Below are 23,248 nucleotides of genomic sequence, written 5' to 3'. Positions count from 1 at the left end.
CAAATCTCTTTTTACATTATATTATTGAGAAATAAATAAACTCCGTGGGCACTAAAAAATGCCACCTTACCAACTAAATAAGTACCTTATCCCGCAAAAATAATAAGCAATTAGTACCCAAACCGAGTGAACACCTCATCACCTACAAATCAAAGCTGGACCGCCTGTACTGCGTGTAATGGGCAGGGATCCAACAGCCAGCGACTTCGTAAGAAAGTACGCTTAGCTTACCAGCGAGCGGTTGCGGCTTATGAGGAATCAGATAGAAAAGGCATTGCTCCTACTCGACCAAAAAGGCACCAAAGCAAATGCACGGCTTGCAACGGCTCCGGTATCATCCCAGCACCATCCCCACCATCACCAGATACAGAGCACTACCCTCATGTGGCAATTATAGGTGCTGGCATAGGCGGTGTAGCACTAGCGGTGGCCTGCTTACATCGTGGGATTCCGTTTACGTTATATGAACGTGATAAAAGTTTTGACGCACGCTCACAAGGTTACGGCCTAACTTTACAACAAGCAAGCAAGGCGATTGAAGGTTTTGGGATCACTCAACTAGACGAGGGAATTGTATCCACAAGGCACCTCGTTCATACTCCAGAAGGAACGGTCGTAGGAGAATGGGGCATGAGAAAATGGATGGAAGAAGATGAGGATGCAAGCCCGAAGCGCACAAACATTCACATCGCGAGGCAATCATTACGACTTGCTTTACTAGAACAACTGGGCGACTCACCACATATACAATGGGGACATCAATATATGGGGCATACTAGCGCTCAAGATGGAACTGTAGCGCTAGAATTCCAAGTAGATGGAAATATTAAAACCACAAACGCCCATCTCATTGTAGGTGCAGACGGCATACGCAGCACTGTGCGTAATACTATTATAGACGAGAAAACGTCACCATTACAATACCTGGATTGCATGGTGATTTTAGGCATTTGTTCACTAGACAAACTAGATAATGTAGAAAGTACGCTACTAGATCAAGCAACTGTTTTTCAAACAGCAAATGGTCACGAGCGCATCTACATGATGCCTTACGATAAAGATGCTATCATGTGGCAGCTTAGCTTTCCCATCTCTGAGCAAGATGCAATAGCGTTCAACCTAGCAGGTCCCGCAGCACTTAAAAAGGAAGCTATAAAGAGGACGCAATGGCATGACCCTATCCCACAAATCATGGCAATGACTCCAGACACCTTAATTTCTGGTTACCCTGCTTACGACAGAGCACTCTTAACATCTGAAACTTTACAAAATGCTGGAGCAATCACCTTGCTAGGCGATGCTGCGCACCCTATGAGCCCTTTTAAGGGACAAGGAGCAAACCAGGCACTTCTTGATGCGCTGGCGCTAGCCAGAGCAATCTCGGTAAGCTGTAAACAGGGATCAAACTGGCAAGAAAGAGGATTACGACACAATGTACTCAACAGTTTTGAAAAAAGCATGCTAGAACGTACCGCATCAAAAGTAACCGACTCCTCAAAAGCAGCTGCTTTTTTACACTCTCCTATAGTACTTGAAAAAAACAATGCACCTCGCGGAAAATCCTTTAGAACTAAGGATTAAAACATTTTATAAAGTGTCGTAACAATTCGCCCTTTGCCATCACTTGGATAGGTGACACTCAGCTCTCGCTCTCCTACAACCTTCATATCAAAAGGCGCCATTAACAGCTGGACACCACTGTTCTTTTTTAATCTAGTTCCTTGTCCAGAAATGATATCTTGATTGGGTGTAAAATCACCATTAGGCAAATGTTCTGTGAGAATTACATACTTAAACGAAGTCAATTTATCTACAACACTGGCTATCTCACGATTAGATAGATGTTGTAATACTTGTCTCAAAATCACACAATCGCCTATAGGAAGTTCTTCTGCGGCAATGTCAAGACACTTAAAACTGAGCCCTTCATTTTTAAAGTTAGCTTCATTATGCGCAATGAGATCTTCTACGATGTCGACACCTGTATATCTCTCCGTGTATGAAATAAGCTTGCGGCCTATATTAAAATCTCCACAGCCTAGATCACACACTACAAGTGGTTCTTCAAAAGAACTAAGAAAAGCTGTTACTGCCTCCACATATGGAACAACAATCTCAGGATGATGTGACCCTTCACCAGAGTAAAAAGCAGAAACACCAGCTCCCCACAGCTTCAAATCATACACCTGCTCCATCGCCTTTTTTGTAGGCCATGGTTTTTTTGATTTTACAGAGATATTATCTTTTGACATTTAAAACGTTTATAAAGTTCAAAGTACTAACATCTATTCCTCATCTGCAACCCATCAAGAAAGTTGGATTAAGAATCTAGCTATTGTTCATACTATACGAACATTGATATATCACGCTTTCGCGAAAGCGTAATGTCTAAAATTATCCTTTTTAGAAAACAATTAAAATCCCTCTGCAAAGAGCAACCCACACAAGAAAATAAAAAGTCCCTCTTCGAAGAGGGATTTAGGGAGATGTCCGCAAAGAAAACCTAAATAACATGTCTCTATAATTCAATTCAAAAAGATATCCGCAAAGAGCAACCCACACAGCAAAACAAAGCAAAAGTCCCTCTTCGAAGAGGGATTTAGAGAGATGTTCGCAAAGAGAAAAATACCATATATCCCCATAATTCGATTCACCAAGACATCCGCAAAGAGCAACCCACAAAACAAAAAAAATAAAAGTCCCTCTGCAAAGAGGGATTTAGGAAGATGTTTGCAAGAACTATAAAAAAAACAAAAAACTTCTCATTAATTAATCGTAATATTGCAATCAACAAATAAATCAACTATGGGATTAGCAAAAACAGAGATGTTTACAGATGAGCAAAATGAGATTTCTCTTTTTGCCAAAGCTTTTGGTCATCCGGCTAGGGTATCCATACTCCAGCATTTATTTAAAATAGATTCTTGTGTATGCGGAGACCTAGTTGCAGAAATAGGACTTGCGCAACCTACCATCTCACAACACTTAAAGGAACTTAAACATTTAGGTCTCATTAAAGGAAACGTAGAAGGTACAAGTGTTTGCTACTGTATCGACAAAGAAAACTGGACCGCAATGAAAAATGTAATGGCAGCTTTTCTTGACCAAGATCTTACTAGTAGCGGAGAGTGCTGCTAAAAAAATTATTCTTATTAATCGTATTATCGCAATAAACAAATACCATTATGAAACTATCACAAATTAAAACAGCATTACAAGAGTTAAAAACGATTTCTTTCCAGTTGCCAGATGGCTCTTTAGTTCCTAATCATTTTCACGTGACAGAAGTGGGAAAAGTCACTAAGAATTTTATTGACTGCGGAGGTACCGTACGTTATGAGGAAGTTGCAAATTTCCAACTTTGGAATGCAGATGACTATGACCACAGATTACACCCGGGGAAGTTACTAGATATCATCCAACTTTCTGAAAAGATGCTACACATAGGAGATCTTGAGATTGAAGTGGAATACCAAGCAGAAACGATTGGGAAATTTGGGCTTGACTTTGACGGCACTTCTTTTTTACTCACAACTAAGCAAACAGATTGCCTTGCAAAAGATAATTGTGGTATTCCTGAGGAGAAAACCAAGCTACAATTTGCTGATATGCCAGCAGGAAGTTCTTGCGAACCAGGTAGCGGATGTTGCTAATTAAATTCATGAAAAAATTGTCATCATGGCTATAAATAGAACGGCACTATTTCCAGAAATAGTAACAACAATAGAAGGATTATCAACAACCTCGATATCTGAGGAGCGCAAAGAAGCCTTGCAACCACTAGCAGATTATATTCAGGTTAAGGCTTCTAACAAAGAAGCCATTAGATTAAATTTTATATGTACCCACAACTCACGTAGGAGTCATCTGTCACAGGTGTGGGCGCAGGCAATGGCAAGCTACTTTGATATAACAAATGTATCCTGCTATTCTGGAGGCACAGAAGCCACAGCACTTTTCCCTATGGCAGCGCAAACACTTGAAAACGCTGGTTTTAAAATAGCGGTTATCGCACAGTCTGATAACCCAGTATACAGCATCAAGTATGGAAGCAACGAGCAGCCAGTAATTGGATTTTCAAAAACGATGGATCATGATTTTAACCCTAATAATAGCTTTGGCGCAATCATGACCTGCTCTCAAGCAGATGAAGGTTGTCCTTTTGTACCAGGTGCAGAAAAACGTTTCCCTATTACTTATGATGACCCAAAAGCGTTTGATAATACTCCGCTACAAGCAGAAAAATATAAGGAACGAAGCCTACAAATCGCAACCGAATTGCTATTTGTATTCGCTCAAATAAAAGCATAACATGGCACCAAAGAAATTAAATTTTTTAGATAGAAATCTTACGCTATGGATTTTTGTAGCAATGGCTATCGGCGTTGGCTTGGGGTATTTTATTCCATCTTTTCCAGATGTCATTAACTCATTTAATAGCGGGACTACAAATATCCCCATTGCGATAGGATTAATATTGATGATGTATCCGCCGCTTGCCAAAGTGAATTATGCCTTATTACCTAAGGTCTTTAAAAACACAAGGATTCTTTCTATTTCGCTATTACTTAACTGGATTATAGGTCCAGTATTAATGTTTGTGCTAGCGATTACATTTTTGAGAGACTATCCTGAATATATGGTAGGGCTTATTTTAATAGGTCTTGCAAGATGCATCGCGATGGTATTAGTATGGAACGACCTCGCTGAGGGAAGTAGCGAGTATGGTGCGGGACTTGTCGCTCTTAACAGCGTGTTCCAAGTATTTGCATACAGTTTTTACGCTTGGCTTTTTATAACGGTGCTTCCACCATATTTTGGTTTTGAAGGTGCAATCATAGATGTCTCTATTGCTACTATAGCAGAGAGCGTAGCCATTTATTTAGGGCTACCCTTTTTATTAGGTATCGCAAGCCGACTTATCTTAGTTAAACTAAATGGAGAACATTGGTACACAAATACCTTTATTCCTACCATATCACCATTGACGTTAATTGCATTGCTTTTTACCATCATTGTGATGTTCTCACTTAAAGGCGAACTCATTGTTCAAATACCAATGGATGTTGTTATTATCGCTATTCCAATGCTCATATACTTCACATTGATGTTTATCATAGGTTTTTTTGTAACTAAAGCTACTGGAGCAGATTATGACAAAACAACAGCTGTTGCTTTTACAGCAGCAGGAAACAACTTTGAGCTAGCTATTGCAGTAGCAATTGCCGTATTTGGGCTTAATTCTGGACAAGCATTTACAGGCGTTATTGGTCCGCTAGTAGAGGTTCCTGCATTGATACTATTGGTGCGTGTATCTTTTTGGTTACGTAAAAAGTATTATAAGAAAGCGGCGATGTAGTGCAAACGTATTACCGTTAAGAAAGAGAGGTTTACTTATCAATAAGTAAACCTCTCTTTTTATTTGAAATTAATAATAGCGGCTGAAATCTTGTACTTCACAAACTCCCTAGCGTTAAGCCATTTTACTTCTTAAAAGCTCCATTGCATAGGATTCAGTTCTTATTTTTGCAAGTTCATTGAATTACGTTTTGTGCGACACTTAAAAACCCATTTTCATCCTGATATCACCACGCTAGATAATAAAACGATTATACAGCGATTGAGTACCAGAAGTATTACCACACAAGGTAACCGCATCTTACTCATGTATACAGAACGATATGAAGACTATAGCCTTCCAGGAGGTGGTCTTGATGAAGGTGAAGATATGATTGTTGGGATGATGAGAGAACTCAACGAAGAGACTGGAGCTACGGAAATACAAAACATAAAACCCTTTGGGATTTATGAAGAATATAGACCTTGGTACAAACCAGATTATGATGTGCAACACATGATTTCATATTGTTATACCTGTGAAATAAACAAAAAGCTAGGAGAATCAAACCTTGAGGATTACGAGAAAGGTAATGGCATGAAGGCGGTATGGATTGACATTAATGAAGCAATTGCTCACAATCAACTTACGCTAGCAACTAGTGATAAAAAAGGTATGTCTATCGTGAGAGAAACGTATTTACTCACTCTTATCGCAGCACAACTAAACAACAATAACTACTTACAAAAAACAACATGGAAATAATAGATTGGATACAAGATTGGTTTAAAGGAAATTGCGATGGTGAATGGGAACAAAGAGAGGCTATCCAGATCACAACATCAGATAATCCTGGATGGGAGCTAGAGATAGATGTATCAAATACTTCACTAGCCATGATTACCATTCCATGGATTCTTAATGAAAACAGCAAAGATGATTGGTACGGTGTGAAAATTGAAAACCAAAAATTCAGTGCTTCAGGTGATGCTGGAAAATTGAAATTTCTTCTAGGTCTCTTTAGAGAAACTGTAGAAAAAATTGAAGGAATGGATGCATAAGATCTTTTTAAGAAATTGATTTTACCCTTCAGTAACAACTACAACAGATGTATACTAAATCGCTTCTTGATATAAATATTATACTTATTGAACTGAAACGTGATTAACTAATTTGCAGCGTAATATACAGTGATTCTATTAGTTATATAACGATAGATTATTTGATTCTAGAAATTCTATATACCGTATTAATAGATACTCCTTATAAAAAGGCTTTTTACATTCCCTTTACATTTCTAAGCTACTTTAAAACTTCTGACGTTCAAACTTGTGATCAAGGGCATGCTTACATTACCGAGCAATTACAGCAGAGTAAATTTTTAAATACTGCAGGAGAGCGAGAGCAGCATATATTCTTTAAAAAAATACAAGACAAAATTGATGCGTTAGCACAATTAATTTCGGTAAGTGATACGCTTGGTTTTGAGTAATCCAAGTTTCATTATTTCCAATCAATAAAATAAAAGCAAAAAAAAACTGCTTCTCGATGGAGAAGCAGTTTTTCACTTTTTCGCGAAAGCGAAACTAGTATTATCCTTTATTCTGATTTTTGAACTTATCAAACTCACCTAGCTTTTTAGCTTTTGGCCAGCTGTTGTTATCAGTATCAATATCTGCTGTTTCAAGATCTGGATCTACGGTAATCTTTACGATTTCCTTGTCTGATGCGATTGCCTTACTAACTTCTGCATCATTCTTTCTCCATACTTGAGCTGGATACGTCACTTTTTTCTTAGTTCCATCTGCATACTCATATTCTACGATGATAGGCATTGGGATTCCTCCTGGCTTTTCAAAAACAACTTTGTATAAGAACTTAGGTGTATTGATTTTTGCACGCTCTTCTGGAGTAAAGTTATCCATAAGATACTCTTTAAGAGTTGATGAAGATTCAAGGATATCTCTACCTCTCATATCTTCTGTAAACTCTGGGCTATCCTCATCTACTACATAGATTGCGTCAATAGCGCTAGGATCTGTAACACCGTAACGAGCAAGTAATTCTTTACCAGCTGCAGTTACATTATCTGTAATAAAATATTGCTTTACTTCTTTAAGACCTATATCTACAGCTTCTGTGCTATAAAACCATCCTCTCCAGAACCAATCAAGATCTACTGCAGATGCATCTTCCATTGTACGGAAGAAATCTTCTGGGCTTGGGTGTTTAAACATCCATCTTTGAGCATATGTTTTAAATGCATGATCAAAAAGCTCATGACCCATTACTGTCTCACGAAGTATGTTTAATGCCGTTGCTGGCTTACCATATGCATTTGCACCTAGGTTAAACGCATTTTCTGGATTAGACATGATAGGTGCAATGTATTCTTGATTTCCTTTCATGTATCCTACAATCTTAGATGGCGCTCCACGTCTAGATGGGTATGCGTCATTTCCTTTTATTGCATCTGGAAAATTCTGTCCAAATTCTTGCTCTGTAAGAAATTGCATAAAGGTATCAAGACCTTCATCCATCCATCCCCACTGGCGCTCATCACTGTTTACAATCATAGGGAAGTAGTTGTGACCTACCTCGTGTATGATTACAGAAATCATCCCAAATTTTGTTCTATCACTATATGTTCCATCCTCGTTAGGACGTCCATAGTTCCAGCAAATCATAGGATACTCCATTCCTTGTCCTTTTGCGTGTACTGAGATTGCTTTAGGGTAAGGATAGTTAAATGTGTATTTTGAGTATGTATCAAGTGTTTGTACAATCGCCTTAGTAGAGTACTCTTCCCATAGTGGGTTTCCTTCTGGAGGGTAGATAGAAATTGCCATCACATCACGCTCTGGAAATTTTACTGCTTGTGCATCCATAATATAACGACGAGATGATGTAAATGCAAAATCACGTACGTTTTCTGCTTTAAGCTTCCAAGTTTGTGTGGCTTTTACATTTCCTGCAGCAAGCTTCTCTGCTTCTGCTTGTGTGCGGATAATTACAGGCTTGTCGTAAGACTTCTTTGCCTGCTCCCAGCGCTTCATTTCTTCTTTGCTGTAAACGTCTTTTAAGTTTGTAATCTCACCAGTACCATCAAGTAAGTGATCTTTAGGAACTGTAATATCTACTTCATAATTACCAAATGGTAATGCAAATTCTCCGTTACCCCAGAACTGGTAGTTCTGCCATCCTTCTACATCATTATACACTGCCATTCTTGGGAAGAACTGAGCAATGATATAACCTTTGTTACCATCTGCATAGGTTTCATATCCAGAACGAGCGCGATCTACTGTGTGCTCAGGAACTAAGTAATTCCATTTGATTGAAAATGTATAAGTATCTCCAGCCTTAAGTGGTTGTGGCATATCGATACGCATCATTGTCCAGTTAATAGTGTGCTTTAAGTCACGACCATTTGCTTTTACTTCTTGAATTTTAAAACCTCCATCAAAAGGCTCACTTTTCATAAAAGAACCAACAAAAGAACCTGGCTGAGATACAGCTCCTACTCCTTCACCGTTTTTCTCCTTTGCTGGAGAGTCCTTTTCTCTCACGTTCTGATCAAGTTGTACCCATAAGTACTCTAGATCATCTGGTGAGTTGTTTGTGTAAGTAATAGTTTCAGAACCTTGGATAATCTGTGTGTCATCATTAAGGTTGATAGACATTTTATAGTCTGCAGTGTTCTGGTAGTACGCATGACCAGGCGCACCAGAAGCAGTTCTATACTCATTAGGAGTAGACATCTCATTGTAAAGTTGTCTAAACCTGTTTGTGTTTTCGTGTCCCATAGGACGCTCTTGTGTTTGTTCTTCTTGAGCAAAAGCGCTTGTCCCTAGAAGTAAAAATGCCGCAAGCAGCATATACGTGTAACGAATCATAAGTTTGTTGAATTTGTTTTATCGCTTAAAAATAGCCAAACAATGAAGGGGTTAAGTCTTTATTTGGTAAAATTTAACAAGCCTTTAGCATTTGCCGCAGTAAAAAGGAAGCTTTTCTTTTTTCCAGCTATAGTAGTGTGAACCATATTTTTCTGATCTGGAAATACATCCATAAGTAGTGTACTTTCTATTTCAAATGTCTTTATTGCCGAAACATCAAGTACTTCTAGATAGCAAACTACGTAGTCGTCCTCATACTTTTTACCTACAAAACTTACCTGGCGTTGCTCATCATTTACAGTAATAAGCATCTTTTTTTGAAAATATTTTACGAGATACTTATCAAGCTCTTCTTGATCTGATACCGCATCTACCACAACATCAGTATCATAACGTTCTTGAATTACCGCTTCTAGATCATCATAAAACAATCGAGTGATTATTTGTATGGATTGTGCTTCCTCATTATATGTAAGGTCTGTAACACTTAGATAGTACTTATGTATTGATGCTGCCATAATTAAAGGCGCAACAACTAGAAGGAGAATGATTTTTTTCATAGTGGAATTAATGGATGTGTTACGCTTTCGCGAAAGCGTACTTATTCGTTGTCAACAAATATGCCACAGCTTAATCTTTTTTCATCAAGGCTTTATATGCTGCAGATTTTTTTATCATAAAATCGAGTAAACCTAATGCATTATTTGCGTCTACAAGTTCCTTAGCTTTTGGATCTTCAAAAGTGTAATACACGAAGTCTTCAATATATTCTTTCTCAATATCAAGCTCGTTCATATAAATACTATCTGAAAACGTGTACCTACTTTCTTGAACTAATTTTTCAAATCGAGAAACTTCTATATGCTTTTTGAGCATTTTTAATCTACCAGTAATAGAGTTTATGAGCCCATCTATAGGTATACCTCCTCCACTAGAAATAGCAGTATGATAACGACGTTCTTCTACCGTGCGTGGTGGCGCGGTATTTTCTGGAATACCTAAGTCTGTAGGTGTAATTGTGCGCTCATAAGTTGTACTCCCTATATCTTTAGTAATATCTCCTGTGAGGTCCGTATTACTAATGTTTACCTGATCTAACTCTGTGATTTTAGGGATAAGATATAAGGTAATCTTACCACGATTATACATTGTCTCATTTACAACAAATTGTCTTGGCTCATATTGTACAGCGCTTATATTAATAGTATCATTAAGACGCGTTTCTATAGAAAACTGTCCATTACTGGAGGTAATAGTACCGCGTCGCATGTTGAGGTTTACAATGGTAAGATTTGCCTTATCTATAGTGTCATTAAGAACCTGTCCTTCTAGCATAATCGTATCCTGACTCAACGCGGTAAGCGCACTCATAAATAATAGTGCTAGTAGTAGATATTTATTCATTGTTCTTATCATTTTTAGGTAAGACGCTTTCGGCGGCTTTTAGTTTCAAATATACGGGAGATTTTGTGAGCATAAAGTCTAGCAAGCCCAAAGTATTACCTTCATTTGCTATTGCCTCTGCTCGCTCATCTTCAAAAACATAATAAACAAAATCTAAAATAAGCTCATCAGGAATATTGAGTGACTTGATGTACACACTGTCATTAAAGTTATCTCTATTGCCCTCTACCAACGCTCTGAATTTTGAAATCTCGAGCTGTTTTTTGAGCATTTTTGTGCGACCACTTATGGCATTGATAAGCGACCCTAGTGGGCCTGCACCTCCTGTTGCTCCATAAAATCTGCGTTCTTCGGCAGTCATGGTAGGTCTAGCATTTGCTGGAATACCTAAGTCTCTAGGGTCGATAAAAACTTGCAAAGGAACTGCATTTAAATCCTTAGATAAATCACCAGTAAGATTTATATTGCTCACCACGACCTCGTCTAGCTCAGTCACTTTAGGTATCAAATAAAAGGAAATCTTTCCTCTATCATATATTACAGGAGTCACAATTAACTGCCTACTCTCATATTGCACCGCACTAATATTAAGCGTATCATAAACTCTTACCGGAATTTCAAAAACTCCATTTGTATTTGTTATAGTACCTCTTCTAAGCGAGAGATTTACAATATTGAGTTGGCTTACTCCTATTGTATCATTAAGAACGGCACCAGTAAGAGTAATTGTTTCTTGCCCATAACCTGAAAAGGCACTAGTAAACATTATAAGTAGTAATAGTCTTTTCATTAATTTCCTTTAAGTTGTGCATCTTGTGTTAATAGCAAACTTTTGTATTCTTTTTGCATAGACAGTAAATACTCAAGCGTACTGAGTTTATTTTTTAAATCAACATCTCTTAGCTGCTCCTCATCTTTAAGTACCCAAAAAGTAAAATCATCGATGTATTCTTCTGGTATACGTAGCGAACTAGTAAAAACAGCGTCTGCATAATAGCTTCTCAGTTGATCAACCTTTTTTTGATATTCCATAATCTCAACCGCTTTTTTAAGACGTTTAGTCTTTCCAGAAATCTTATTGAGAATTCCATCTAATGAAACATCTAACCTAAGATTTTGCCTACCTACCTGATCTGGCGGTCTTGATGTTGCTGTATGCAATCTGCGATATTCAACGGCAATAGGCTCTCTCTTAGCACCAAGCGCCTTAGGTCTAACTACAAGTTTTACTTCCTTTGCATCTTTTTTAATATTACCCGATAGCCCATTATTTGATAATTGCACCGTTTCTAGTTCGCTCACGTCAGGAGTCATAAACACTTCAATAAACCCACTATCATATATCTTATTAGTAACTGTAAGTTGTTCTGTTTTAAACTGTAATGCTTTAATCATTAGTATATCTCCTTCACGCACTTTAATTTTAAATGTGCCATTAACACTAGTGATGGTTCCTTTTTTTCTAGTGAGATTGACTACTGTCACTTGAGCCACATCATCGTTTACGTTAAGTAATCTCCCCGTAATCTCACGAGATTCTTGACCATTTAAAACAGTACTACACACAAACATTAAAGCAAAAAATAATCTCATTTACAACTAGTTAGTGCTTTCAAAGAAAACTGTAACAGGATCAAAAAACAATCAATACAGCTCTAAAATTTTGTTAATTGGCAATCACATGATCACTAGTTTGTATTTTTACCCAAAGCTTTACAATGTCTAAAAACCTTATCATAGCAAGCACCTCCACTATTCATGGCAGTGCTTATCTAGAATACTTACTCCCTACTCTCGAAAAACTATATACTGGTGTCGATGAGATATTATTTATCCCATACGCACGACCAGGAGGTATCACTCATGATGCTTATACAGCAATCGCTCAGCAAGCATTTTCAAAAATTAATAAGAAGATAATAGGTATTCATACTTATAAAGACGCTGCAGAAGCTGTAAAGGTTGCCCAAGGGATTTTTACAGGTGGTGGGAATACATTCGTATTAGTAAACCAGCTATATAAAAACAAAGTAATGCAGCCACTCAGAGAGGTATTACTTAATGGCACTCCATATTTAGGAACAAGTGCTGGCAGTAATATTTGTGGACTTACGATGCAAACTACAAATGACATGCCCATAAGTTATCCACCTAGCTTTAAAACATTAGGAATGGTTCCTTTTAATATAAATCCGCATTATTTAGATCCAGACACAAACTCTACCCACATGGGAGAGACTAGAGAAACCAGAATAAAGGAATACCACGCTTATAATACAGTACCCGTAATAGGCATAAGAGAAGGAAGCTGGATACGAGTAGAAGGAAAAAAAATCACTTTAGAAGGAACTCTTTCGGCTAGAGTATTTGAACAAGATAAAACTCCTTACGAATTAAGCACAAATACACTTCTCACATTGTAAGAATTCTGCTTTCGCGAAAATTTTATCTTATAACCTGCAGATCCTAAAACGTTTAAATCTCGTATATACATACACAGTAGTGATCTACATCCATAAAAAAAGGCTCTACATAACTGTAGAGCCTTTTTTATTGGAGCGGGAGACCAGGTTCGAACTGGCGACATTCAGCTTGGAAGGCTGACGCTCTACCAACTGAGCTACTCCCGCATTTATTGAAGTTAAACTTCAAAAGGTATTAATATCAACATTATGTTTGATATTAAAGCGATGCAAAAATAGTTTTTTTTTATACACTCACAAGAAAAATACAAAAAATATTTAACACCTAACATTTTTATAAAAAATGCATTTCATCGACATAATTAAGCATTTCGTCCAAAACAACCTGATTCTCAGTATACTTAATTTACATTAGCATTCAAGCGTGAAAAAAAGTTTATTTTAGAAGTAGTTAGACCCAATTTACATAAGTATTTTTATCAAAGTTTACAAAGTCATAAGCCCCAATTATAATTTATACTACCCCATTTAATTATTCTTCAAATGAAAAAATTATTAATCCTCACAAGTTTTCTATTATTATCAATATCTGCCTTTGGTCAGGTAAAGGTAGGTGATAACCCAAATAGTATTGACGGCTCATCTCTATTAGAACTTGAAAGCACAAGTAAAGTATTAGTCGCCACTAGAGTAAGCACAAGTCAAATGAATGCAATCACTCCGCTTTCTGGAGGTTTAGTATTCAATACGGATGAAAATTGCTTTTTCCAATATACAGGATCAAACTGGCAGAGCTTATGCCAGATAGCCTCAATGATTGTTGATAATAACGATGGGACATACACGTATACTGATGCCAATGGGAACTCTCAAATTATTAACACGCAAGCTTCTTCAAATCCTTATGACAATTCAAGTTCAGGACTCGTAGGAACAAACGTACAAGATGCTATAGATGAGGTAAATACAGCATTAGAAAACGTTGCAATTGTAAATAATGGAGATGGAACTTATAATTTTACAGATGCAAACGGTACGACAACTACAATTTCAGATACTTCTATATCTACACTAGTAGACAATGGAGATGGAACTTACACGTATACAGATGAAACGGGAGCAATACAAATTATTGACACTACTGCATCTGGAAATACTTTTGATAACAATGGCACCGGACTTTCCTCAGATACTGTACAAGAAGCAATAGAAGAAATTAATGCTGCAGTAGGAACTGTAGCTCTAGTAGATAATGGAGATGGAACTTACGACTTTACTGATGCTAGCGGAACTACAACAACAATTGCAGACACTTCTATCTCTACACTCGTTGACAACGGAGATGGAACTTATACCTATACTGATGAAACTGGAGCAACACAAATTATTGATACCAATGCTTCTGCAAACCCATATGACAATGCAACTTCAGGACTAGCAGCAACAAATGTGCAAGATGCTATCGATGAAATTACAGGAGCCTTAAGCGCTGTAAACGTAACTTTAGTAGACAATGGTGATGGGACATATACTTTTACTGACGTATTTGGTAATGAAACTACGATTGCTGATACTTCTATCTCGACGCTAGTTGATAACGCAGACGGAACATACACATACACTGATGAAACGGGAGCAACGCAAGTAATCGATACAAATGCATCTGCAAACCCATATGACAATACAACCTCAGGACTAGCAGCAACAAATGTGCAAGATGCAATTGACGAAATCAACGCAGCAGCTGGAACAGTAGCGTTAGTTGATAATGGAGATGGAACATATGACTTCACAGACGCAAGCGGAACAACAACTACCATCGCAGATACTTCTATCTCTACACTCGTTGACAACGGCGATGGAACTTATACTTACACTGATGAAACTGGAGCAACACAAATTATTGATACCAATGCTTCTGCAAACCCATATGACAATGCAACTTCAGGACTAGCAGCAACAAATGTGCAAGATGCTATCGATGAAATTACAGGAGCCTTAAGCGCTGTAAACGTAACTTTAGTAGACAATGGTGATGGGACATATACTTTTACTGACGTATTTGGTAATGAAACTACGATTGCTGATACTTCTATCTCGACGCTAGTTGATAACGCAGACGGAACATACACATACACTGATGAAACGGGAGCAACGCAAGTAATCGATACAAATGCATCTGCAAACCCATATGACAATACAACTTCAGGACTAGCAGCAACAAACGTTCAAGACGCCATCGACGAAATCAACGCAGCAGCTGGAACAGTAGCGTTAGTTGATAATGGAGATGGAACATATGACTTCACAGACGCAAGCGGAACAACAACGACTATTGCAGATACGTCTATCTCGACACTCGTTGACAACGCAGACGGAACATACACTTATACAGACGAGACCGGAGCAACACAAGTAATCGACACAAATGCTTCTGCAAATCCGTATGACAATACAACTTCAGGACTAGCAGCAACAAATGTGCAAGACGCCATCGACGAAATCAACGCAGCAGCTGGAACAGTAGCGTTAGTTGATAATGGAGATGGAACATATGACTTCACAGATGCAAGCGGAACAACAACGACTATTGCAGATACGTCTATCTCGACACTCGTTGACAACGCAGACGGAACATACACTTATACAGACGAGACCGGAGCAACACAAATAATCGACACAAATGCTTCTGCAAATCCGTATGACAATACAACTTCAGGACTAGCAGCAACAAATGTGCAAGACGCCATCGACGAAATTAACGCAGCAGCAGGAACAGTAGCACTAGTAGATAACGGTGACGGAACGTATGACTTCACAGATGCAAGCGGAACAACTACTACTATAGCCGATACTTCGGTTTCTACTCTTGTTGACAATGGAAATGGGACTTATAGCTACACTGATGAGACAGGAATTACTACTGTATTAGACACAAATGGTTTTACCATAACAAATACTGTTTCTGGTAATACGATAGCAACAGTAACAGATGCTGCCGGCACAGCAACAGACATTAATGAAACGGTCACTACTATCTCAGACACGGCAGACGGTAACGTAACATTCACCAACGAAGCAGGTGCAACAATCACTGTAGCTAAAGCTGACATCACAGATAACGCGGACGGAACATACACATTCACAAATAATGATGGGTCTGATGTAATTATTGACACTAACGGTGTAGCCATCACAGATGTTATTGCAGGTAACCTTATCGCAACAGTAACAAACGCAGATGGAACAGCAGTTGAAATTGACGAAACAATCACAGACGTTACTGACTTAAACGCAGCGGCAGTTACAAACACCATTGCTACCTATAACGCTGAGGACGCAACAGCTTTTACAATTGCTGAAACAGTTACTACAATATCTGATGAAACTGACGGAAACGTAACATTCACCAATGAAGCAGGTGCAACAATAACTGTAGCTAAAGCTGACATCACAGATAACGCAGACGGAACATACACATTCACAAATAATGATGGGTCTGATGTAATTATTGACACTAACGGTGTAGCAATCACAGATGTTATTGCAGGTAATCTTATCGCAACAGTAACTAACGCTGATGGAACAGCCGTTGAAATTGATGAAACGATCACAAACGTTACAGACTTGAATGCAGCAGCAGTTACAAACACCATTGCTACCTATAACGCTGAAGACGCAACAGCTTTTACAATTGCTGAAACAGTTACTACAATATCTGATGAAACTGACGGAAATGTAACCTTTACCAATGAAGCAGGTGCAACAATTACCGTAGCTAAAGCAGACATTACAGATAACGCAGACGGAACTTACACATTCACAAACAATGATGGTTCTGATGTGATTATTGATACTAACGGTGTAGCAATCACAGATGTTATTGCAGGTTACCTTATCGCAACAGTAACAAATGCGGATGGAACAGCAGTTGAAATTGACGAAACGATCACAAACGTTACAGACTTAAATGCAGCGGCAGTTACAAACACCATTGCTACCTATAACGCTGAAGATGCTACAACGTTTACAATCGCAGAAACAGTTACAACGATCTCAGATGAAACTGACGGAAATGTAACCTTTACCAATGAAGCAGGTGCAACAATTACCGTAGCTAAAGCAGACATTACAGATAACGCAGACGGAACTTACACATTCACAAACAATGATGGTTCTGATGTGATTATTGATACTAACGGAGTAGCAATCACAGATGTTATTGCTGGTAACCTGATCGCAACAGTAACTAACGCAGATGGAACAGCAGTTGAAATTGACGAAACAATCACAGACGTTACAGACTTAAACGCAGCGGCAGTTACAAACACCATTGCTACCTATAACGCTGAAGACGCAACAGCTTTTACAATTGCTGAAACAGTTACTACAATCTCTGATGAAACTGATGGAAACGTAACATTCACCAACGAAGCAGGTGCAACAATCACTGTAGCTAAAGCTGACATCACAGATAACGCAGACGGAACATACACATTCACAAACAATGATGGATCTGATGTGATCATCAACACTAACGGTGTCGCAATCACAGATGTTATTGCTGGTAACCTGATCGCAACAGTAACAAACGCAGATGGAACAGCAGTTGAAATTGATGAAACAATTACAGATGTTACAGACTTAAATGCAGCGGCAGTTACAAATACCATTGCTACCTATAACGCTGAAGACGCAACAGCTTTTACAATTGCAGAAACGGTTACCACTATTTCAGATGCAGCAGACGGAAACGTAACCTTCACCAACGAGGCTGGAACAGCAATCACCGTAGCAAAGGCAGACATCACAGATAACGCAGACGGAACATATACATTCACAAACAATGATGGTTCTGATGTAATTATTGATACTAACGGTGTCGCAATCACAGACGTTATTGCTGGAAACCTGATCGCAACAGTAACTAACGCTGATGGAACAGCAGTTGAAATTGATGAAACTATAACTTCAATTTCTGACGATAACACGGCCACTTCCGTGAAAACAATTGCAACATACACAGATGAGGAAGGAAACGATCAAGTTATTGAGGAAACAGTAACAGATGTAACAGACTTAAACGCAGCGGCAGTTACAAATACCATTGCTACCTATAACGCTGAAGACGCAACAGCTTTTACAATTGCAGAAACGGTTACCACTATCTCAGATGCAGCAGACGGAAACGTAACCTTCACCAACGAGGCTGGAACAGCAATCACCGTAGCAAAGGCAGACATCACAGATAACGCAGACGGAACATATACATTCACAAATAATGATGGTTCTGATGTAATTATTGATACTAACGGTGTAGCTATCACAGATGTTATTGCTGGTAACCTGATCGCAACAGTAACAAATGCAGATGGAACAGCAGTTGAAATTGACGAAACAATCACAGATATTACAGACCTGAATGCAGCGGCAGTTACAAATACCATTGCTACCTATAATGCAGAAGATGCAACAGCTTTTACAATTGCAGAAACGGTTACCACTATCTCAGATGCAGCAGACGGAAACGTAACCTTCACCAACGAGGCTGGAACAGCAATCACCGTAGCAAAGGCAGACATCACTGATAACGCAGACGGAACTTATACCTTCACAAACAATGATGGATCTGATGTGATCATCAACACTAACGGTGTAGCTATCACAGATGTTATTACTGGTAACCTGATCGCAACAGTAACTAACGCTGATGGAACAGCAGTTGAAATTGATGAAACTATAACTTCAATTTCTGACGATAACACGGCCACTTCCGTGAAAACAATTGCAACATACACAGATGAGGAAGGAAACGATCAAGTTATTGAGGAAACAGTAACAGATGTAACAGACTTAAACGCAGCAGCAGTTACAAATACCATTGCTACCTATAACGCTGAAGACGCAACAGCTTTTACAATTGCTGAAACAGTTACTACAATATCTGATGAAACTGACGGAAACGTAACATTCACCAATGAAGCAGGTGCAACAATAACTGTAGCTAAAGCTGACATCACAGATAACGCAGACGGAACATATACATTCACAAACAATGATGGTTCTGATGTAATTATTGATACTAACGGTGTCGCAATCACAGACGTTATTGCTGGAAACCTGATCGCAACAGTAACTAACGCTGATGGAACAGCAGTTGAAATTGACGAAACAATCACAGATGTTACAGACTTGAATGCAGCGGCAGTTACAAACACCATTGCCACCTATAACGCAGAAGACGCAACAGCATTTACAATCGCAGAAACAGTTACAACTATCTCAGATACGGCAGACGGTAACGTAACCTTCAACAATGAAGCAGGTGCAACAATCACAGTAGCAAAAGCTGACATCACAGATAACGCAGACGGAACATACACATTCACAAACAATGATGGTTCTGATGTGATTATTGATACTAACGGAGTAGCAATCACAGATGTTATTGCAGGTAACCTTATCGCAACAGTAACTAACGCTGATGGAACAGCAGTTGAAATTGATGAAACAGTAACTGAATTAGCAATCGCTGCAGGTGCACTTACGTATGCAAACGAAGATGCGACTAATGCAAACGTAAATCTTATATCAGCAGATGCAGATAACAATATTACTGCAGGAGCAGATGGAGCTTTATTTGTAGATGTTTCAGAAGAAGAAACAGTAACAGAATTAGCTATAGCAGCGGGTGCACTTACGTATACAAATGAAGACGCTACAAATGCTAATGTTAATCTTATATCAGCAGATGCAGATAACAACATTACTGCAGGAGCAGATGGAGCTTTATTTGTAGATGTATCAGAAGAAGAAACAGTAACGGAACTAGCAATTGCTGCTGGTGAACTTACCTATGCAAATGAAGATGCTACAAATGCAAATGTAAACCTGATATCTGCAGATGCAGACAACGCAGTAATTGCAGGAGCAGATGGAGCATTATTTGTAGCACAACCAGCGGCAGATGTTGTAACAGATGTAACTGACCTCAACGCTGCAGGAAACCTAATTGGAACTTACAACAATGAAGAAGGTGATCCTTTTGCTATTAACGAAACTGTAACAACAGTAACGGCAACAGCAGCAACAGGAAACACCATTGCTACTTATACTAATGAAGACCCAACAGCTACTCCAGTTAATATCAATGAAACGGTAACAGAATTAGCTATAGCAGCGGGTGAACTTACCTATGCAAATGAAGACGCTACAAATGCTAATGTAAACCTGATATCTGCAGATGCAGACAACGCAGTAATTGCAGGAGCAGATGGAGCATTATTTGTAGCACAACCAGCGGCAGATGTTGTAACAGATGTAACTGACCTCAACGCTGCAGGAAACCTAATTGGAACTTACAACAATGAAGAAGGTGATCCTTTTGCTATTAACGAAACTGTAACAACAGTAACGGCAACAGCAGCAACAGGAAACACCATTGCTACTTATACTAATGAAGACCCAACAGCTACTCCAGTTAATATCAATGAAACGGTAACAGAATTAGCTATAGCAGCGGGTGCACTTACGTATGCAAACGAAGATGCGACTAATGCAAATGTAAACCTGATATCTGCAGATGCAGACAACGCAGTAATTGCAGGAGCAGATGGAGCATTATTTGTAGCACAACCAGCGGCAGATGTTGTAACAGATGTAACTGACCTCAACGCTGCAGGAAACCTAATTGGAACTTACAACAATGAAGAAGGTGATCCTTTTGCTATTAACGAAACTGTAACAACAGTAACCGCAACAGCAGCAACAGGAAACACCATTGCTACTTATACTAATGAAGACCCAACAGCTACTCCAGTTAATATCAACGAAACAGTAACAGAATTAGCTATAGCTGCAGGTGCACTTACGTATGCAAACGAAGATGCGACTAATGCAAACGTAAATCTTATATCAGCAGATGCAGATAACAACATTACTGCAGGAGCAGATGGAGCTTTATTTGTAGATGTGTCAGAAGAAGAAACAGTAACAGAATTAGCTATAGCAGCGGGTGAACTTACCTATGCAAACGAAGATGCAACTAATGCAAATGTAAACCTAATCTCTGCAGATGCAGACAACGCAGTAATTGCAGGAGCAGATGGAGCATTATTTGTAGCACAACCAGCGGCAGATTTTGTAACAGATGTAACTGACCTCAACGCTGCAGGAAACCGAATTGGAACTTACAACAATGAAGAAGGTGATCCTTTTGCTATTAACGAAACTGTAACAACAGTAACGGCAACAGCAGCAACAGGAAACACCATTGCTACTTATACTAATGAAGACCCAACAGCTACTCCAGTTAATATCAACGAAACAGTAACAGAATTAGCTATAGCTGTAGGTGCACTTACGTATGCAAATGAAGACGCTACAAATGCTAATGTTAATCTTATATCAGCAGATGCAGATAACAACATTACTGCAGGAGCAGATGGAGCTTTATTTGTAGATGTATCAGAAGAAGAAACAGTAACGGAACTAGCAATTGCTGCTGGTGAACTTACCTATGCAAATGAAGATGCTACAAATGCAAATGTAAACCTGATATCTGCAGATGCAGACAACGCAGTAATTGCAGGAGCAGATGGAGCATTATTTGTAGCACAACCAGCGGCAGATGTTGTAACAGATGTAACTGACCTCAACGCTGCAGGAAACCTAATTGGAACTTACAACAATGAAGAAGGTGATCCTTTTGCTATTAACGAAACTGTAACAACAGTAACGGCAACAGCAGCAACAGGAAACACCATTGCTACTTATACTAATGAAGACCCAACAGCTACTCCAGTTAATATCAATGAAACGGTAACAGAATTAGCTATAGCAGCGGGTGAACTTACCTATGCAAATGAAGACGCTACAAATGCTAATGTAAACCTGATATCTGCAGATGCAGACAACGCAGTAATTGCAGGAGCAGATGGAGCATTATTTGTAGCACAACCAGCGGCAGATGTTGTAACAGATGTAACTGACCTCAACGCTGCAGGAAACCTAATTGGAACTTACAACAATGAAGAAGGTGATCCTTTTGCTATTAACGAAACTGTAACAACAGTAACGGCAACAGCAGCAACAGGAAACACCATTGCTACTTATACTAATGAAGACCCAACAGCTACTCCAGTTAATATCAACGAAACAGTAACAGAATTAACATTTGATAATACCACAAATGAATTAGAGTATGTTGATGAGACAGGAACTCCCAATGCAGTAGATTTAAGTTCGCTAGCACATATAGGAACTGAAGGATCTATTTTCTTTGCAGATACAGATGGAACTCCTACGGAAGATAATGACCAATTATTTTGGGATGCCACAAACAATAGACTAGGTGTTGGAACTAATTCTCCTGACAACAAATTACAAGTCTCTGGCGCAATTCGTTCTGCAGGTTTTTTAAACTCTAATGGCTCTGTCACAGAACCGTCATTTAGATTTGCAAATGATACTGACACTGGAATATTTAGACCTAATTTAGTTGACCAAATGGGCATAGTTGCAGGAGGAGTAGAAGCAATTCATATTGAAGAAGACGGTGGCGCGACGCTTGTAACTATAACTAATTCTATAGCATTAAACGGCCCTGTTCTTGATGAAAATGATTTACCTGGAACAGCAGGACAAGTACTAACAGCTACTGCAACCGGGACAGAATGGGCAGATGCCGCAGCAGAGACAGTAACCACTTTTGCCCAAGACGACACTCCAACAACAACAGACGCTACAGCAACTGGAGAGATCACTTATACTGATGAAGAAGGAAATGATTTTAGCGCCCAAGTTGTTAGTGCAGATACAGACAACGCCCTTTCTGTAGGAACAGATGGTGGTGCATATCTTGCAGTAGCACCCACTATTTACTCAGTTGGAAAAGTAGCAGCCGCAGGTGGAGGTTCAATTTTTAATGCAACAGTTGCAAACTCAGGAACTGGGACTTATGTTGTAACATTTACAACAGCACTACCTAACGCAAATTACATTATTCAGCTTAGTCAGCCAGGAAGAGCTGGAGCAGGTAATGATGACCCAGGTATCTCCTACTCTGCTCAAACAGGAGCAGGGTTTACGGTAAATATTGGTGATAATGATAATGGAGGATCAGATCGAGCGTTTTTCAACTCAGAATTCATGTTTACCGTTATCCTTATTCCTGGATTTTAATAGAC

The 23,248-nt window shown here is 38.8% G+C and carries 16 protein-coding genes and 1 tRNA gene; 10 read left to right on the top strand and 7 right to left on the bottom strand.

Annotated features, from left to right (window positions below):
* Positions 1-126 precede the first annotated feature (126 nt).
* On the top strand, positions 127-1,581 hold the full coding sequence (locus DCS32_RS09460) for an FAD-dependent oxidoreductase (RefSeq protein WP_108878042.1): 1,455 nt from the start codon (positions 127-129) through the stop codon (positions 1,579-1,581).
* Here DCS32_RS09460 and DCS32_RS09455 read toward each other — a convergent pair.
* Positions 1,578-2,252, bottom strand: coding sequence for a class I SAM-dependent methyltransferase (locus tag DCS32_RS09455; RefSeq protein ID WP_108878041.1), 675 nt, complete (start codon positions 2,250-2,252; stop codon positions 1,578-1,580). The two genes, DCS32_RS09460 and DCS32_RS09455, sit on opposite strands and share 4 nt — an antisense overlap.
* A 553-nt stretch (positions 2,253-2,805) precedes the next feature.
* On the opposite strand from DCS32_RS09455, the gene DCS32_RS09450 reads away from it, so the two are divergent.
* The 7 genes from DCS32_RS09450 (at position 2,806) to DCS32_RS09420 (ending at position 6,830) form a co-directional block, all read left to right on the top strand.
* A complete protein-coding gene (locus tag DCS32_RS09450; protein WP_013750017.1) occupies positions 2,806-3,138 on the top strand; it encodes an ArsR/SmtB family transcription factor in 333 nt (110 codons plus the stop codon).
* A 47-nt stretch (positions 3,139-3,185) separates the two neighbouring features.
* Positions 3,186-3,653: a DUF6428 family protein gene (locus DCS32_RS09445; RefSeq protein WP_108878040.1), complete on the top strand. Its 468-nt coding sequence runs from the start codon at positions 3,186-3,188 to the stop codon at positions 3,651-3,653.
* 25 nt (positions 3,654-3,678) lie between these two features.
* Positions 3,679-4,311: a low molecular weight phosphatase family protein gene (locus tag DCS32_RS09440; protein WP_108878039.1), complete on the top strand. Its 633-nt coding sequence runs from the start codon at positions 3,679-3,681 to the stop codon at positions 4,309-4,311.
* 1 nt (position 4,312) lies between these two features.
* Complete coding sequence (gene arsB, locus DCS32_RS09435; RefSeq protein WP_108878038.1) at positions 4,313-5,359, top strand: ACR3 family arsenite efflux transporter; 1,047 nt, start codon at positions 4,313-4,315, stop codon at positions 5,357-5,359.
* 192 nt (positions 5,360-5,551) lie between these two features.
* Positions 5,552-6,103 (top strand): NUDIX domain-containing protein, encoded by a 552-nt coding sequence (locus DCS32_RS09430; protein WP_108878037.1) that lies wholly within the window; start codon positions 5,552-5,554, stop codon positions 6,101-6,103.
* On the top strand, positions 6,094-6,399 hold the full coding sequence (locus DCS32_RS09425) for an immunity 53 family protein (protein ID WP_108878036.1): 306 nt from the start codon (positions 6,094-6,096) through the stop codon (positions 6,397-6,399). Before DCS32_RS09430 ends, DCS32_RS09425 begins: the two co-directional genes overlap by 10 nt.
* 161 nt (positions 6,400-6,560) lie before the next feature.
* Positions 6,561-6,830 (top strand): hypothetical protein, encoded by a 270-nt coding sequence (locus DCS32_RS09420; RefSeq protein WP_204161769.1) that lies wholly within the window; start codon positions 6,561-6,563, stop codon positions 6,828-6,830.
* Between the two features lie 100 nt (positions 6,831-6,930).
* Here DCS32_RS09420 and DCS32_RS09415 read toward each other — a convergent pair whose 3' ends face one another.
* The 5 genes from DCS32_RS09415 to DCS32_RS09395 form a co-directional block, all read right to left on the bottom strand.
* Positions 6,931-9,234 (bottom strand): M1 family metallopeptidase, encoded by a 2,304-nt coding sequence (locus DCS32_RS09415; RefSeq protein WP_108878035.1) that lies wholly within the window; start codon positions 9,232-9,234, stop codon positions 6,931-6,933.
* A gap of 59 nt (positions 9,235-9,293) precedes the next feature.
* The gene (locus DCS32_RS09410) at positions 9,294-9,794 is read right to left on the bottom strand and encodes a DUF6702 family protein (RefSeq protein WP_108878034.1); all 501 of its coding nucleotides are present in this window, start codon (positions 9,792-9,794) and stop codon (positions 9,294-9,296) included.
* A gap of 70 nt (positions 9,795-9,864) precedes the next feature.
* The gene (locus DCS32_RS09405) at positions 9,865-10,638 is read right to left on the bottom strand and encodes a hypothetical protein (RefSeq protein ID WP_108878033.1); all 774 of its coding nucleotides are present in this window, start codon (positions 10,636-10,638) and stop codon (positions 9,865-9,867) included.
* A complete protein-coding gene (locus DCS32_RS09400; RefSeq protein ID WP_108878032.1) occupies positions 10,631-11,428 on the bottom strand; it encodes a hypothetical protein in 798 nt (265 codons plus the stop codon). The genes DCS32_RS09405 and DCS32_RS09400 overlap by 8 nt, the downstream gene beginning before the upstream one ends.
* Entirely contained in the window at positions 11,428-12,231 is an 804-nt protein-coding gene (locus DCS32_RS09395; protein ID WP_108878031.1) for a hypothetical protein, read from the bottom strand. Before DCS32_RS09395 ends, DCS32_RS09400 begins: the two co-directional genes overlap by 1 nt.
* A gap of 125 nt (positions 12,232-12,356) precedes the next feature.
* Here DCS32_RS09395 and pepE point away from each other — a divergent pair, with 125 nt between their 5' ends.
* Positions 12,357-13,061 carry a dipeptidase PepE gene (gene pepE / locus DCS32_RS09390; protein ID WP_108878030.1) on the top strand — a complete coding sequence of 235 codons (705 nt, stop codon included), beginning with the start codon at positions 12,357-12,359 and terminating at the stop codon, positions 13,059-13,061.
* Positions 13,062-13,192: 131 nt separating this feature from the next.
* Here pepE and DCS32_RS09385 read toward each other — a convergent pair.
* A tRNA-Gly gene (locus DCS32_RS09385) sits at positions 13,193-13,268 on the bottom strand.
* Positions 13,269-13,604: 336 nt separating this feature from the next.
* On the opposite strand from DCS32_RS09385, the gene DCS32_RS09380 reads away from it, so the two are divergent.
* Positions 13,605-23,243 carry a hypothetical protein gene (locus DCS32_RS09380; protein ID WP_108878029.1) on the top strand — a complete coding sequence of 3,213 codons (9,639 nt, stop codon included), beginning with the start codon at positions 13,605-13,607 and terminating at the stop codon, positions 23,241-23,243.
* Positions 23,244-23,248: the final 5 nt, after the last annotated feature.

The sequence above is a fragment of the Dokdonia sp. Dokd-P16 genome, assembly GCF_003095655.1.
Taxonomy (GTDB): domain Bacteria; phylum Bacteroidota; class Bacteroidia; order Flavobacteriales; family Flavobacteriaceae; genus Dokdonia.
The sequence above is the reverse complement of the archived record's forward strand: the minus strand, read 5'-3'. Positions and strand labels throughout refer to the sequence as shown.

Bases quoted from the DNA above. Each gene is read 5' to 3' on its own strand.
- pepE (WP_108878030.1), top strand. From the start codon at position 12,357: ATGTCTAAAAACCTTATCATAGCAAGCACCTCCACTATTCATGGCAGT.
- DCS32_RS09425 (WP_108878036.1), top strand. From the start codon at position 6,094: ATGGAAATAATAGATTGGATACAAGATTGGTTTAAAGGAAATTGCGAT.
- DCS32_RS09450 (WP_013750017.1), top strand. From the start codon at position 2,806: ATGGGATTAGCAAAAACAGAGATGTTTACAGATGAGCAAAATGAGATT.
- DCS32_RS09445 (WP_108878040.1), top strand. From the start codon at position 3,186: ATGAAACTATCACAAATTAAAACAGCATTACAAGAGTTAAAAACGATT.
- DCS32_RS09395 (WP_108878031.1), bottom strand. From the start codon at position 12,231: ATGAGATTATTTTTTGCTTTAATGTTTGTGTGTAGTACTGTTTTAAAT.
- DCS32_RS09405 (WP_108878033.1), bottom strand. From the start codon at position 10,638: ATGAATAAATATCTACTACTAGCACTATTATTTATGAGTGCGCTTACC.
- DCS32_RS09400 (WP_108878032.1), bottom strand. From the start codon at position 11,428: ATGAAAAGACTATTACTACTTATAATGTTTACTAGTGCCTTTTCAGGT.
- DCS32_RS09440 (WP_108878039.1), top strand. From the start codon at position 3,679: ATGGCTATAAATAGAACGGCACTATTTCCAGAAATAGTAACAACAATA.
- DCS32_RS09455 (WP_108878041.1), bottom strand. From the start codon at position 2,252: ATGTCAAAAGATAATATCTCTGTAAAATCAAAAAAACCATGGCCTACA.
- DCS32_RS09380 (WP_108878029.1), top strand. From the start codon at position 13,605: ATGAAAAAATTATTAATCCTCACAAGTTTTCTATTATTATCAATATCT.
- arsB (WP_108878038.1), top strand. From the start codon at position 4,313: ATGGCACCAAAGAAATTAAATTTTTTAGATAGAAATCTTACGCTATGG.
- DCS32_RS09415 (WP_108878035.1), bottom strand. From the start codon at position 9,234: ATGATTCGTTACACGTATATGCTGCTTGCGGCATTTTTACTTCTAGGG.
- DCS32_RS09410 (WP_108878034.1), bottom strand. From the start codon at position 9,794: ATGAAAAAAATCATTCTCCTTCTAGTTGTTGCGCCTTTAATTATGGCA.